Source organism: Bacillus sp. IBL03825, from assembly GCF_024712505.1.
Lineage (GTDB): Bacteria > Bacillota > Bacilli > Bacillales > Bacillaceae_G > Bacillus_A > Bacillus_A wiedmannii.
The window spans coordinates 1,655,795-1,670,233 of sequence record NZ_JAMXKE010000001.1; the positions used below are offsets into that span (position 1 = coordinate 1,655,795).

11 protein-coding genes and 2 pseudogenes are annotated in these 14,439 nt (G+C 35.4%); 12 read left to right on the forward strand and 1 reads right to left on the reverse strand.

Going from position 1 to position 14,439, the window contains the following annotated elements:
* The first annotated feature begins 851 nt into the window (after nt 1-851).
* From NHG49_RS08800 to NHG49_RS08810, 3 genes and pseudogenes are all read left to right on the forward strand, one after another.
* Entirely contained in the window at nt 852-5,564 is a 4,713-nt protein-coding gene (locus NHG49_RS08800) for a hypothetical protein (protein ID WP_258125809.1), read from the forward strand.
* Nucleotides 5,565-6,526: 962 nt separating this feature from the next.
* Nucleotides 6,527-6,868: pseudogene (tnpA, locus tag NHG49_RS08805) on the forward strand (IS200/IS605 family transposase).
* Between the two features lie 32 nt (nt 6,869-6,900).
* Nucleotides 6,901-7,050, forward strand: a pseudogene (locus NHG49_RS08810) (RNA-guided endonuclease TnpB family protein); the annotation flags it as partial.
* Between the two features lie 612 nt (nt 7,051-7,662).
* Here NHG49_RS08810 and NHG49_RS08815 read toward each other — a convergent pair.
* Entirely contained in the window at nt 7,663-8,484 is an 822-nt protein-coding gene (locus NHG49_RS08815; protein WP_258125810.1) for a flagellin N-terminal helical domain-containing protein, read from the reverse strand.
* 256 nt (nt 8,485-8,740) lie between these two features.
* Here NHG49_RS08815 and NHG49_RS08820 point away from each other — a divergent pair, with 256 nt between their 5' ends.
* The 9 genes from NHG49_RS08820 (at nt 8,741) to flhB (ending at nt 14,415) form a co-directional block, all read left to right on the forward strand.
* Nucleotides 8,741-9,526: a lytic transglycosylase domain-containing protein gene (locus NHG49_RS08820; protein ID WP_222660926.1), complete on the forward strand. Its 786-nt coding sequence runs from the start codon at nt 8,741-8,743 to the stop codon at nt 9,524-9,526.
* A gap of 62 nt (nt 9,527-9,588) precedes the next feature.
* Entirely contained in the window at nt 9,589-9,813 is a 225-nt protein-coding gene (locus NHG49_RS08825; RefSeq protein ID WP_000775712.1) for a flagellar motor switch protein FliN, read from the forward strand.
* Nucleotides 9,814-9,827: 14 nt separating this feature from the next.
* Entirely contained in the window at nt 9,828-10,814 is a 987-nt protein-coding gene (gene fliM, locus NHG49_RS08830; protein ID WP_258125817.1) for a flagellar motor switch protein FliM, read from the forward strand.
* A 10-nt stretch (nt 10,815-10,824) separates the two neighbouring features.
* A complete protein-coding gene (gene fliN / locus NHG49_RS08835) occupies nt 10,825-11,184 on the forward strand; it encodes a flagellar motor switch protein FliN (RefSeq protein WP_098653191.1) in 360 nt (119 codons plus the stop codon).
* A 12-nt stretch (nt 11,185-11,196) separates the two neighbouring features.
* Nucleotides 11,197-11,517, forward strand: a complete 321-nt coding sequence (locus NHG49_RS08840; protein ID WP_258125818.1) for a flagellar motor switch protein FliN — start codon at nt 11,197-11,199, stop codon at nt 11,515-11,517.
* Nucleotides 11,514-12,272 carry a flagellar type III secretion system pore protein FliP gene (locus NHG49_RS08845; protein WP_001220582.1) on the forward strand — a complete coding sequence of 253 codons (759 nt, stop codon included), beginning with the start codon at nt 11,514-11,516 and terminating at the stop codon, nt 12,270-12,272. Before NHG49_RS08840 ends, NHG49_RS08845 begins: the two co-directional genes overlap by 4 nt.
* A 33-nt stretch (nt 12,273-12,305) precedes the next feature.
* The gene (locus tag NHG49_RS08850; RefSeq protein WP_064449842.1) at nt 12,306-12,581 is read left to right on the forward strand and encodes a flagellar biosynthetic protein FliQ; all 276 of its coding nucleotides are present in this window, start codon (nt 12,306-12,308) and stop codon (nt 12,579-12,581) included.
* Between the two features lie 15 nt (nt 12,582-12,596).
* A complete protein-coding gene (locus NHG49_RS08855) occupies nt 12,597-13,358 on the forward strand; it encodes a flagellar biosynthetic protein FliR (RefSeq protein ID WP_001055716.1) in 762 nt (253 codons plus the stop codon).
* Between the two features lie 10 nt (nt 13,359-13,368).
* Nucleotides 13,369-14,415, forward strand: coding sequence for a flagellar type III secretion system protein FlhB (gene flhB, locus NHG49_RS08860; RefSeq protein ID WP_258125822.1), 1,047 nt, complete (start codon nt 13,369-13,371; stop codon nt 14,413-14,415).
* The last annotated feature ends 24 nt before the right edge of the window (nt 14,416-14,439 follow it).

Here is a 14,439-nt window from a genome sequence, read left to right on the forward strand (position 1 = left end):
AGAGAATGATAACTGTTTACCAGCTTAGATACATTAGTTCTCTTTAATATAGTTGCTATGTGGTTAGAAAGTGTCACAACAGTAACTTTATTAAAGAGAAAAAATATTATTGGTAAAATCTAGTATCCGCACCTGGATACTTAGTGAAAAATCACACGTGAAACGAAAAAGAACATTACTGGAGAAGATTTTCTAAAACCTATCCATGTAAAAGATTTATACGAGCAAAGCTAGATTATAATTAAGAGCAATTATTTCCCTATCCATCAAGGTTAGATGTTCTCTATCCATTGCAGGGTGGAATATATTTACTGGTATTGTACACTTTACCCACTAAATAAAAATCGATTATTGAGTACTATAGCTTAATCCATATAGATAATTTGTTCTGTTAATATTTGAAACTCGTTATCTATGCAAATCACGGTTTCTTTTTGAAGCGGTAACATTGGAAGGGTGAGCAACTAATTAAAAAATATTTATACCTGTATGAGCACAACTCGTAATTAAGATATTCTATAGACGAGTAGAAACAACATTTAGTTCTTTGTTAAAATTTTCAAGTTAGTATTCATTCGATATTGGGTTTCATATAAGGGGATTATGAGAATATATGAAAGTTGCTTGTATTTTTATTAGCCACTAGTTTGAAAATCAAATTTTAAGTGAAACAATTCTCAGAAATACTTTAAATGATAGTTAATTAAATTTTTTTATAAAAAAATTTAATTAACTATCTAGCATATTTTTAAAAAAAGTAGGATAATATAAATCGTTAATATATAGTATTGTAAAATAAAAATATAAAATTATTTTTATAAATAAAAAATAAGATTTGGGAGGCTATAACAATGAAAAATAAAAATACGAAATTTTTAACAGGTCTTGGTATGAGTTCAATATTATTGATGTCTGCTATTCACCCAACTGCTACAGCTTTTGCAGCAGTAGAGAAATCTGGTGATCTAAAAGCGACATATGTAAAAATAGAAAATAAAAAAACTGGTGATACAGATTCGATTCAAGTAAGTGAATTGGAAACAGGGGATAAAGTAAGAGTTTATAGTACAATCAAATCTACAGAGATATTAGCAGAGGGTACAGTAGAAGATCAGGGTAAATCTTTGACAATTTCTAAGAAGGATTTATTAGAAGCAAAAGGTGGAACAGTGTATGTCACTGTGACGAAAAAAGAAAAGGAAGAAAGTTCCCGAACAGCGATAAAATATACTGCGGAGCCAGTAACAAAAGCACCTGCTGTAAAAATGATAACAGTAGTGAATAATAAAGCAAGTGTAGAAGATGAAGTAAAAGTGGAAGGTGTAAAAAAAGGGGCTACAGTAAGAGTTTATGATGCTGCTAGTGGAGGGAAAGAGCTAGGCAAAGCAATTGTAAAGGGCGATTCTGAGCTAGAAATCGGTATAGTGAAAATCAAACAAATTGCAAAAAATGCAAAAACTACTGGAACAGTATATGTAAGTGTTGAAAATGAAGAAGAGTTAGAAAGTCCACGAACAGCAGTGAAGTATGATACGGAAGTATCAGCAGCGCCAGCAGCAAAAACAATCACAGTAGAAAACAAGAAAAAAGGTGCAGAAGATACAATTAAAGTAACAGATTTAACAGAAGGTGACATTGTAAAAGTATACAATGTAGCGAAAGATGGAGAAGTAAAAGCAACATCAGAAGCAGTAGCTGACGGTGGAAAAGAAGCAACAATTAAAGTGGAAGACTTATTAGAGTCAACAGGTGGAACAGTGTATGTAACTGTGACAAAACCAAACAAAGATGAAAGTAGCCGAACAGCAGTAAAATACACAACAGAGCCAGTAACAACGGCGCCAGCGGCGGATACAATCACAGTAGCAAATAATAAAAAAGCAGCAGAAGATACAATCAAAGTAACAGGTTTAGTTGCAGGTGATATCGTAACGGTATATGACGCAGCAACAAAAGGAAATGAATTAGCAACAGGAACGGTAGCAAAAGAGAAACAAGAAGTAGAAATTAAAAAAGCAGATCTTCTAAAAGCAACAGGTGGAACAGTGTATGTGAGCGTAAAAGGTGTAGATGGTTTAGAAAGCTCACGAACAGCAGTGAAGTATGATACGGAAGTATCAGCAGCGCCAGCAGCAAAAACAATCACAGTAGAAAACAAGAAAAAAGGTGCAGAAGATACAATTAAAGTAACAGATTTAACAGAAGGTGACATTGTAAAAGTATACAATGTAGCGAAAGATGGAGAAGTAAAAGCAACATCAGAAGCAGTAGCTGACGGTGGAAAAGAAGCAACAATTAAAGTGGAAGACTTATTAGAGTCAACAGGTGGAACAGTGTATGTAACTGTGACAAAACCAAACAAAGATGAAAGTAGCCGAACAGCAGTAAAATACACAACAGAGCCAGTAACAACGGCGCCAGCGGCGGATACAATCACAGTAGCAAATAATAAAAAAGCAGCAGAAGATACAATCAAAGTAACAGGTTTAGTTGCAGGTGATATCGTAACGGTATATGACGCAGCAACAAAAGGAAATGAATTAGCAACAGGAACGGTAGCAAAAGAGAAACAAGAAGTAGAAATTAAAAAAGCAGATCTTCTAAAAGCAACAGGTGGAACAGTGTATGTGAGCGTAAAAGGTGTAGATGGTTTAGAAAGCTCACGAACAGCAGTGAAGTATGATACGGAAGTATCAGCAGCGCCAGCAGCAAAAACAATCACAGTAGAAAACAAGAAAAAAGGTGCAGAAGATACAATTAAAGTAACAGATTTAACAGAAGGTGACATTGTAAAAGTATACAATGTAGCGAAAGATGGAGAAGTAAAAGCAACATCAGAAGCAGTAGCTGACGGTGGAAAAGAAGCAACAATTAAAGTGGAAGACTTATTAGAATCAACAGGTGGAACAGTGTATGTAACTGTGACAAAACCAAACAAAGATGAAAGTAGCCGAACAGCAGTAAAATACACAACAGAGCCAGTAACAACGGCGCCAGCGGCGGATACAATCACAGTAGCAAATAATAAAAAAGCAGCAGAAGATACAATCAAAGTAACAGGTTTAGTTGCAGGTGATATCGTAACGGTATATGACGCAGCAACAAAAGGAAATGAATTAGCAACAGGAACGGTAGCAAAAGAGAAACAAGAAGTAGAAATTAAAAAAGCAGATCTTCTAAAAGCAACAGGTGGAACAGTGTATGTGAGCGTAAAAGGTGTAGATGGTTTAGAAAGCTCACGAACAGCAGTGAAGTATGATACGGAAGTATCAGCAGCGCCAGCAGCAAAAACAATCACAGTAGAAAACAAGAAAAAAGGTGCAGAAGATACAATTAAAGTAACAGATTTAACAGAAGGTGACATTGTAAAAGTATACAATGTAGCGAAAGATGGAGAAGTAAAAGCAACATCAGAAGCAGTAGCTGACGGTGGAAAAGAAGCAACAATTAAAGTGGAAGACTTATTAGAATCAACAGGTGGAACAGTGTATGTAACTGTGACAAAACCAAACAAAGATGAAAGTAGCCGAACAGCAGTAAAATACACAACAGAGCCAGTAACAACGGCGCCAGCGGCGGATACAATCACAGTAGCAAATAATAAAAAAGCAGCAGAAGATACAATCAAAGTAACAGGTTTAGTTGCAGGTGATATCGTAACGGTATATGACGCAGCAACAAAAGGAAATGAATTAGCAACAGGAACGGTAGCAAAAGAGAAACAAGAAGTAGAAATTAAAAAAGCAGATCTTCTAAAAGCAACAGGTGGAACAGTGTATGTGAGCGTAAAAGGTGTAGATGGTTTAGAAAGCTCACGAACAGCAGTGAAGTATGATACGGAAGTATCAGCAGCGCCAGCAGCAAAAACAATCACAGTAGAAAACAAGAAAAAAGGTGCAGAAGATACAATTAAAGTAACAGATTTAACAGAAGGTGACATTGTAAAAGTATACAATGTAGCGAAAGATGGAGAAGTAAAAGCAACATCAGAAGCAGTAGCTGACGGTGGAAAAGAAGCAACAATTAAAGTGGAAGACTTATTAGAGTCAACAGGTGGAACAGTGTATGTAACTGTGACAAAACCAAACAAAGATGAAAGTAGCCGAACAGCAGTAAAATACACAACAGAGCCAGTAACAACGGCGCCAGCGGCGGATACAATCACAGTAGCAAATAATAAAAAAGCAGCAGAAGATACAATCAAAGTAACAGGTTTAGTTGCAGGTGATATCGTAACGGTATATGACGCAGCAACAAAAGGAAATGAATTAGCAACAGGAACGGTAGCAAAAGAGAAACAAGAAGTAGAAATTAAAAAAGCAGATCTTCTAAAAGCAACAGGTGGAACAGTGTATGTGAGCGTAAAAGGTGTAGATGGTTTAGAAAGCTCACGAACAGCAGTGAAGTATGATACGGAAGTATCAGCAGCGCCAGCAGCAAAAACAATCACAGTAGAAAACAAGAAAAAAGGTGCAGAAGATACAATTAAAGTAACAGATTTAACAGAAGGTGACATTGTAAAAGTATACAATGTAGCGAAAGATGGAGAAGTAAAAGCAACATCAGAAGCAGTAGCTGACGGTGGAAAAGAAGCAACAATTAAAGTGAAAGACTTATTAGAATCAACAGGTGGAACAGTGTATGTAACTGTGACAAAACCAAACAAAGATGAAAGTAGCCGAACAGCAGTAAAATACACAACAGAGCCAGTAACAACGGCGCCAGCGGCGGATACAATCACAGTAGCAAATAATAAAAAAGCAGCAGAAGATACAATCAAAGTAACAGGTTTAGTTGCAGGTGATATCGTAACGGTATATGACGCAGCAACAAAAGGAAATGAATTAGCAACAGGAACGGTAGCAAAAGAGAAACAAGAAGTAGAAATTAAAAAAGCAGATCTTCTAAAAGCAACAGGTGGAACAGTGTATGTGAGCGTAAAAGGTGTAGATGGTTTAGAAAGCTCACGAACAGCAGTGAAGTATGATACGGAAGTATCAGCAGCGCCAGCAGCAAAAACAATCACGGTAGAGAACAATAAAACAGGTGCAGAAGATACAATTAAAGTAACAGACTTAACAGAAGGTGACATTGTAAAAGTATACAATGTAGCGAAAGACGGAGAAGTAAAAGCAACATCAGAAGCAGTAGCTGACGGTGGAAAAGAAGCAACAGTTAAAGTGAAAGACTTATTAGAGTCAACAGGTGGAACAGTGTACGTAACTGTGACAAAACCAAACAAAGATGAAAGTAGCCGAACAGCAGTAAAATACGCAACAGAAGTATCAGAAGCTCTAAAAGCAAACAATATTGTTGTGCTAAACAATGATGGTGAAGATGATATTGTAAGAGTAACAGGGTTAGCTACAGGTGATGTTGTAAATGTTTATGACGCATTAACAGAAGGGGAAAAACTAGGCACAAATACTGTAGGAGATAAAAAGACAGCAGTAAATGTAAAAATCAAACAACTAGGGGAACAGGCAGGAAAAGTTTATGTTACTGTCACAAAGAATAATAAGCTAGAAAGTGCACGCACAGCAAAAGATTATATTGCGGAGTAAATGAATAAATAATTTTTATAATTATTGATAAAAAAGCATCGGGACATTTCTGAAAAGAAAATACCTGGTGCTTTTTAATTTTCTTTGAGAGATTTTATAAAGAATAAGAAACTGAATGATTAAGAATAATGGAGAAGAACATAGGCGTATCTGAAAGCAAATATTTTAGGTTTCCTAATGTTATTTTTTTTTTTTTATAAAGATGTTTTAAATTTAGGCATAGATTATTATTTCTATTAAATCATACTTGTAATTTAATTTTTTTATTGGTTACTTTAGATCATGTAATTTATATTTTTAGGTAGATAGAGATTATAAATATATACCCTTTAATAAAGGAGTGCTTAAAAGAGAAGTGAGATAAGAGAAGGTTAATGGAATATAAAATGACTAGATGAATGAAAAAATAGTAAGGGAATTTGGTTTAAGAAGGCATATTGGCTGTTATATGAAAAACAATATACCTTTTTAATTGTTATATAATTTTTAAAAATTTTTGGTAATGTTATAACTGTTTGTGGGACGAAATTTGCTTATTGTTGTTTATGATAATAATTTATATTTCACAAAATCACTAAAGTTTTTGGCTTTATAAGACCTATCTATAGGTGAAAAAGAATACAGGGATATGTTTTGAGTATTTGAGTGTTTAATATGTAATTGAAGCCGTTGTATCATTACATTCATTTTAGTATGGTGATGTTGCATTTCTTGGAATGCAATATTTATTTTTGTAATTGCTTTACTAGCCTCAGCCTTTGTTGTGATTTTAAGAGTCCTTTTTACTAAAGAGGCTTCCTTTTTACAGCTCTTTCCGAACGAGAAAGCCCATCGCATTTAGAAATGGGATGAAAGTGAGGTTGGATACGGAGTGTCACTAAAAATCGTAAGGTTTGTGGTGCTTTAAGTATCCAAAGTATTGGTAGTTTCTTCGAGTGTTTTTTGTGATTTTTCGAAAATAACTGGTACATTGTAACTATAATCATTTTATAATTTGTCCACGATACAGAAGAAAGATTTTTTTAAATGCAAAAGTAGAAGAATGTTTCAAAGTGTTGGTTGAAGAGATATGTAAAGAACTTGATATCATTATTATCGCAATAGCATGTGATAAAGACCACGTTCACTTGTTTTTAAATATACTGCCAACACTTAGTCCTGCTGATACAATGGCAAAAATAAAAGAAGTGCCATCGTAACGTTTGAGAGAGGAATCTCCTCATCTTATGTACTTGCAAGGTTTATGGGTGTGTGCCTACTTTATTTCTACTGCTAGAAATGTATCAAGTGTGACAATTAAATAATATGTTGAAAATCAAAAAAAGGGGTAAAATGTATGTCACAGACCATAACAGTTAAAGTGAAATTGCTTCCCACAAAAGAAAAAATTAGCTTATTGGAACAAAGTAGCCGTGAGTATATCAAACTCATGAATATGCTTGTATCTGAAATAATTGAAGCAAGGAAAAGCACGAAAAAAAGTACAAGTGTCAACGTGGGTTTGAGACACATCGTGATATCGTTGAGGCAATGAATATTCGCTACGCAACTGTGATTGATGGTAACAGTCAAAATCAGCCTAAGCGCTTATATGGTCTGGTTTAGGGGGGAATGAGATGCTCTCATCTTGAAGGTTGTTCAAAACAGAAATGGACTACGAATGTTTAGTTATTCAAGAATCCCACCCGTAAATCCGTAAGGGTGTGGCTTGAGACTTTAGTCGTGGGAGCTTTAATTAATGAAGAGAATAATAGGGATTGTTGTTGGATCGAGTTTGTTATAAGTAAGTGAGTTGTTTGATTAAAAGGTGTTTTATTAAGAGAATTTATGGGGAAATCAGACACTTTTGTTAGCGAGACTAGTAGATTGTAAAGTATTGTTTCTTTTTTTGTATATTATCTATTTTTGTAGAAGAACTATCTGGGAGTTTGTTCGATATAATTGATTTTTGAGTATATATGAATTTTATCTTTATATGATGGTAGAGCCTTTGTAATAATTGAATGTATACCATAGAACGTAGGAGTATATCTTTAACATTGTAAAAAATACATCTCTCAGTAAGGAGAGAGATGTATTTTAGTAGAAATCAAATGGATTATTGTAATAATTTACTTACCATTTGTGGAGTTTGGTTTGCTTGAGAAAGCATGCTGATACCGGCTTCGTTCAAGATTTTGAACTTAGTCATTTCAGACATTTCTTTCGCCATGTCAGCGTCTTCGATTTGAGAAGCAGCAGCAGCCATGTTTGTAGCTTGGCTAGTTACGTTGTTTAAGTTATGGTCTAAGCGGTTTAATTGTGAACCGAAAGTTGCTCTAGCGTCTGCAATTGATTGGATAGCGTCGTCAAGCTGGTCTAATTCTGCAGCAGCCAGTTCATTAGTAGTTATATCATCGCCTAATTTTGCAGTTGTTAAATCTTTTGTATTTAGAGATGCAATTACCAATGTATCTCCTGAAGCGTCAGAAAGTTGAACTGAGATATCAGAATCGCCACCAGCATCTGCATTTAAGAATGCCTTACCATTGAAATTTGTTTTTTCAGCAATATGGTCAATTTCCGCTTTTAATTGAGCATATTCTTTACCAACAGAAGTAACATCGGTTGTACCATTTGTACCACTTGATGCTTGTGTTGCAAGATCACGCATACGAAGTAAGATGTTTGACATTGATTGTAATGCTGAATCACCAGTACGTAATGCTGACATAGCGTCTTGTGTGTTACGAGCACCAACAATTAAGCCGCCCTCTTTTGCACGCATACGAGTAGCGATTGCTAGACCAGCTGCATCGTCAGCCGCACTGTTGATTGATTTACCGCTTGATAAACGATTCATAGCTGTATTCATTTTGTCTTGGTTTTGGCGCATGTACTCTTGAGTACGCATGCTGTTAATGTTTGTATTAATTCTCATGTTAAGAACCCCCATTTTTTTATATTGACTTTTCTGCAAATTGAAAAACGGTAATATGCGAAAAAATCAATTTCGAGATTTATTGTAATCCCTGTCATAGCGGGTGTCAACTAAAAATTCGAATTAATAAATATAAAAAAATAACAGTTTAACAATATATTCATTTTTTTATTACAATATTATTAAAAGGATTATTGCAAACTTTAAAAAAAAACTCTAATATTAGATTATCTTTGTTTACCGAAAAGGTGATATTATGTTAGTTGGAAATATAGTAAAAGAAGTGCTTGCATATAAGAAAGGACAAATTCAGCAAAAGTTAAGTAGTCCACAAGCATTCGTTAGTAGTCGTTTTCAAGAGAAGTTGCAGAGTGAACCTGCGAAGGAGACGAAGGATACTGCGCAGCCGGTAAATGTAGAGGATATGAGTCAGCCGATACAATCTACGAAAATAGAAACGGTCGTAAATAAAACGGAACAATCTATTAATAAAGTAGAGGAAGCGAGTAAGCCTGAAGAAAAGGCTGAAACGAAGAACGTAGATGAAGTGCAAGTCGCACAAAAAGAGTTTGAACGACGTTTTCCAGAAACGAAAAATGAGGCTGCTGATACGTGGGGATTAACGAAGAAGTATAATATTCAAAAAATACGTTCTTCCAATGAGGGGAAGTATGAGGATATTATTGATCGCGCTAGCCGTACATACGGAATTCCGAAAACGTTAATTCAAAAAATGATTGAAGTAGAGTCTAATTTTAATCCGAAAACGGTGTCACATGCAGGTGCGATGGGTCTTATGCAGCTTATGCCAGCGAATGTGAAAGAGATGGGTATAAAAAATCCATTTTCACCAGCTGAAAGTATTGAGGGCGGTGTGAAAGAGTTAAGCGGTTATTTAAAGAAAAATAACGGCGACTTAGTATTGGCACTTGCTTCTTATAATGCTGGCCCTGGTAATGTGAGAAAGTACGGAGGCGTACCACCATTTAAAGAAACGCAAGGATATATTAAAAAAATATTAAATATCGACGTTTCAAAATAAGAAATTTCATATATAGAGAGAACATGAAATTTTCGTGAACATGATATGGGAGTTGGCTAGATTTGAAATTACAAGATGATATTCCGTTAACAATTTATTTTGAAATCGGAAATACGAAAAAGAAAATTGAAGATTTGCTTCATATTACGAAAGGTACATTGTATCGTCTTGAAAATTCAACGAAAAATACGGTGCGTCTTATGCTTGAGAATGAAGAGATTGGAACCGGAAAGATTTTGACGAAGAATGGAAAGATGTACGTTGAAATCGTTGAATTGAAAAGGTAGGGAAGGGGATTGTCATGAGTGGCGAAAAATTAAGCCAAGAGCAAATTGATGCCCTGCTGAAGGCGGTAAATGAAGGCGAGGAAATGCCAGCTTTCGCACAAGAAGCAGGGAAGCAAGAGAAATTTCAAGAGTATGATTTTAATAGACCGGAGAAGTTCGGTGTTGAGCATTTACGTAGCTTGCAAGCAATTGCTTCTACGTTTGGAAAACAGACGTCACAGACGTTGGCAGCACGTATGCGTATTCCGATTGAGTTAGAACCTTCAACGGTTGAGCAAGTTCCATTTACGAGTGAGTATGTGGAGAAAATGCCAAAAGATTATTATTTATATTGCGTTATTGACCTTGGTCTTCCAGAGCTTGGAGAAATTGTTATTGAGATTGATTTAGCGTTCGTTATTTACATTCATGAATGCTGGCTTGGCGGAGATAGTAAGCGTAACTTTACGATGCGCAGACCACTTACCGCATTTGAGTTTTTAACGCTTGATAATATTTTTATGCTCCTTTGCAAAAATTTAGAGCAATCATTTGAAAGTGTTGTGGCGATTGAACCGAAATTTGTAACGACGGAGACAGATCCGAATGCATTAAAGATTACGACAGCGAGTGATATCATTTCATTACTGAACGTAAATATGAAAACAGATTTTTGGGATACGACGGTGCGTATCGGTATTCCGTTCTTATCTGTTGAAGAAATTATGGATAAGTTAACGTCTGAAAATATTGTCGAACATTCTTCGGATAAGCGTAAAAAGTATACGTCTGAAGTAGAAGTGAAAGTAAATCAAGTGTTTAAACCTGTTCACGTTGCGATTGGTGAACAGAAGATGACAATGGGTGAGATTGAACAAATTGAAGAAGGCGATATTATTCCGCTTCATACGAAAGTTTCGGATGAATTACTTGGTTATGTAGATGGAAAGCATAAATTTAATTGTTTTATTGGAAAAGATGGAACGCGTAAGGCGCTCTTATTTAAAAGTTTTGTAGAGTAGGAGGATCCATATGAAGCATGAAGTATCTCCTGTGTCATTAATGGGATTAGAAGATTTTGCAGGGAAGCGAAATGAAGCAGATAAAGCACATATTGATACCGTTTCAGATATTTCGATTGAACTTGGTGTAAAGCTTGGGAAATCATCTATTACGCTCGGTGATGTGAAGCAATTAAAAGTTGGCGATGTTCTTGAAGTAGAGAAAAACTTAGGACATAAAGTAGATGTGTATTTAAGTAATATGAAAGTCGGCATTGGGGAAGCGATTGTAATGGACGAGAAGTTCGGTATTATCATTTCTGAAATTGAAGCCGATAAGAAGCAAGCTGCGCTTATGAAAGCGCAAAGTCAAATGCAAGATAAAGAGTAGAGGAGGAGTCATATGTCGTATATGACGACCTTATTTCAAGTCATTTTACTGTTTGGTGCGCTCGGCTACGGTGCATATTATATGACGAAAAAGACGCGCAAGCAGCAGTTTTTTAAACAAGGTGAAAATGGCCATATTCAAGTGAAGGACGGCGTGTATTTAAATCATCAAACGAGTGCCTTTTTATTTGAAGTAGACGGCAAGCAAGTGTTCACTGTTATTAGTAATAACGGTGTACAATCTGTGCAATTAACAGGAACAGGAAATCAGTTTCAACAAGCGCTAGAAGACGCGGTGAAGAGTGAAACGAAAAAAGTAGAGGATCCATCATGAGAATAAAGAAACAGTTATCATTATTAGCCGTTATTTTCGTATTTTCTATCGTTTTTTCAATTATTTTTGTAAATCCAGCGTATGCGGCCCCGAACGGTTTTATTAATTTCGAAAATGGAAAAGAGTTTACGAGTAATTCAAGTGTACAATTATTTGCGCTCGTTACCCTTTTATCATTATCTTCTTCTATCGTTCTATTATTTACACATTTTACTTATTTTATGATCGTTCTTGGGATTACACGTCAAGGACTTGGGGTAATGAATTTACCACCGAACCAAGTACTTGTTGGACTTGCATTATTTTTATCACTCTTTACGATGCAGCCTGTACTTGGGCAACTAAAGAGCGATGTGTGGGATCCGATGACGAAAGAGAAAATAACAGTAAGTCAAGCTGCGGAGACGACAGCTCCGATTATGAAAGAGTATATGTCAAAGCATACGTATAAGCATGATTTAAAAATGATGCTGAAAGTGCGCGGAGAAGAGTTGCCGAAAGATTTGAAAGATCTTTCCTTATTTACGCTCGTACCATCCTTTACGTTAACGCAAATTCAAAAGGGATTATTAACGGGGATGTTCATTTATTTAGCGTTTGTATTTATAGATTTGATTATTAGTACACTTTTAATGTACCTCGGGATGATGATGGTACCGCCGATGATTTTAAGTTTACCATTTAAAATACTCGTTTTCGTATATTTAGGTGGATATACAAAAATCGTCGACATTATGTTTAAAACGGTCGCCTGAAGCGTTTGATGCTATGTGATAGGAGTCATATAAATGAATACGTCACCAATTATAGATATTTTTCAAACCTTTTTTTATAAAGGAGTTATGATTTTAATGCCGATTGCCGGCGTAAGTATGATTGTCGTTATTATCATTGCTGTCATTATGGCGATGATGCAAATTCAAGAGCAAACGCTGACGTTTTTACCGAAAATGGCGAGTATTGTGCTCGTTATTATCATTTTAGGTCCGTGGATGTTTCAAGAGTTAACGACGCTTATTTTAGATTTATTTGATAAAATTCCATCGCTATTGCGTTCGTACTAAGATAGGTGAACTGAAATGAATATGGAATTATGGGCGGCGACGTTTTTTGCGTTTTGCCGCATTACTTCATTTTTATATTTTTTACCGTTTTTCTCAGGTCGATCCATTCCAGCAATGGCGAAGGTTACAGTTGGACTTGCTCTTTCGATTACAGTTGCCGATCAAGTTGATGTCTCTCACATAAAGACAACTTGGGATGTTGCAGCTTATGCAGGAACGCAAATTGTAATCGGATTATCGCTTTCAAAAATTGTAGAGATGCTGTGGAATATACCGAAAATGGCTGGGCATATTTTAGACTTTGATATCGGTTTATCACAGGCAAGTTTGTTTGATGTAAATGCAGGTTCACAGTCTACTTTACTATCAACCATTTTTGATATATTTTTTCTCATTATTTTTATTTCACTTGGCGGCATTAATTATTTCGTTGCCACGATTTTAAAGTCGTTTCAATATACAGAGGCGATTTCAAAATTGCTGACGACTAGTTTTTTAGATAGTCTACTCGCAACGTTATTATTTGCGATAACATCAGCGGTTGAAATTGCTCTTCCGCTCATGGGAAGTTTGTTCATCATTAACTTTGTTTTAATTTTAATCGCAAAAAACGCTCCGCAATTAAACGTTTTTATGAATGCGTACGTTATTAAAATTACGTGTGGTATTTTGTTTATTGCGATGAGTGTACCGATGCTCGGTTATGTGTTTAAAAATATGACGGATGTATTGCTTGAAGAATATACGAAACTATTTAACTTTTTCTTAACGAAGTAGGGGGACGCGCATGGCAAAGGATAATAAAACAGAAAAGGCCACCCCGCAGAAGCGTAAGAAATCGCGTGAAGAAGGGAATATTGCCCGGAGTAAAGATTTAAATAATTTATTTTCCATTCTCGTATTAGCAGTTGTCGTTTACTTTTTCGGGGATTGGCTCGGTTATGAGATTGCAAATTCTGTAGCGGTACTGTTTGATCAAATTGGAAAAAATACAGATTCGACCGAGTATTTCTATTTAATGGGTATTTTACTACTAAAAGTATCAGCACCAATATTAATACTCGTATACGCTTTTCATTTATTTAATTATATGATTCAAGTAGGTTTCTTATTTTCTTCTAAAGTCATTAAGCCGAAAGCGTCACGTATTAACCCGAAAAACTATTTTACAAGATTGTTTAGTCGTAAAAGTTTAGTAGATATTTTGAAATCACTATTTTATATGGGATTAATTGGTTACGTTGCGTACGTTCTTTTTAAAAAGAATTTAGAGAAAATCGTTAGTATGATTGGATTTAACTGGACTGCGTCACTTACTGAAATTATTAGGCAAATTAAATTTATCTTTTTAGCTATTTTAATTATATTAATCGTTCTTTCTATTATTGATTTTATTTATCAAAAATGGGAGTACGAACAAGATATTAAGATGAAAAAAGAAGAAGTAAAACGAGAGCATAAAGATAATGAAGGGGACCCGCAAGTAAAGGGGAAACGAAAAAACTTTATGCATGCGATTTTGCAAGGGACAATTGCGAAGAAGATGGATGGTGCAACGTTTATTGTAAACAACCCGACTCATATTTCGGTCGTACTTCGATATAATAAACAGGTTGATGCAGCGCCAATTGTCGTGGCAAAAGGGGAAGATGAGCTCGCATTATACATACGAATGCTCGCCCGCGAACAAGAAATACCAATGGTGGAAAACCGTCCACTTGCTCGTTCTTTATATTATCAAGTCGAGGAAGATGAGACGATTCCAGAAGATTTATACGTAGCTGTAATTGAAGTTATGCGCTATTTAATTCAAACGAATGAACTTGAAGTATAATAGCGCGGTTGGAGGAGATCTCTT

Bases quoted from the DNA above. Each gene is read 5' to 3' on its own strand.
- NHG49_RS08800 (WP_258125809.1), top strand. From the start codon at position 852: ATGAAAAATAAAAATACGAAATTTTTAACAGGTCTTGGTATGAGTTCA.
- NHG49_RS08815 (WP_258125810.1), bottom strand. From the start codon at position 8,484: ATGAGAATTAATACAAACATTAACAGCATGCGTACTCAAGAGTACATG.
- NHG49_RS08820 (WP_222660926.1), top strand. From the start codon at position 8,741: ATGTTAGTTGGAAATATAGTAAAAGAAGTGCTTGCATATAAGAAAGGA.
- fliM (WP_258125817.1), top strand. From the start codon at position 9,828: ATGAGTGGCGAAAAATTAAGCCAAGAGCAAATTGATGCCCTGCTGAAG.
- fliN (WP_098653191.1), top strand. From the start codon at position 10,825: ATGAAGCATGAAGTATCTCCTGTGTCATTAATGGGATTAGAAGATTTT.
- NHG49_RS08840 (WP_258125818.1), top strand. From the start codon at position 11,197: ATGTCGTATATGACGACCTTATTTCAAGTCATTTTACTGTTTGGTGCG.
- NHG49_RS08845 (WP_001220582.1), top strand. From the start codon at position 11,514: ATGAGAATAAAGAAACAGTTATCATTATTAGCCGTTATTTTCGTATTT.
- NHG49_RS08850 (WP_064449842.1), top strand. From the start codon at position 12,306: ATGAATACGTCACCAATTATAGATATTTTTCAAACCTTTTTTTATAAA.
- NHG49_RS08855 (WP_001055716.1), top strand. From the start codon at position 12,597: ATGAATATGGAATTATGGGCGGCGACGTTTTTTGCGTTTTGCCGCATT.
- flhB (WP_258125822.1), top strand. From the start codon at position 13,369: ATGGCAAAGGATAATAAAACAGAAAAGGCCACCCCGCAGAAGCGTAAG.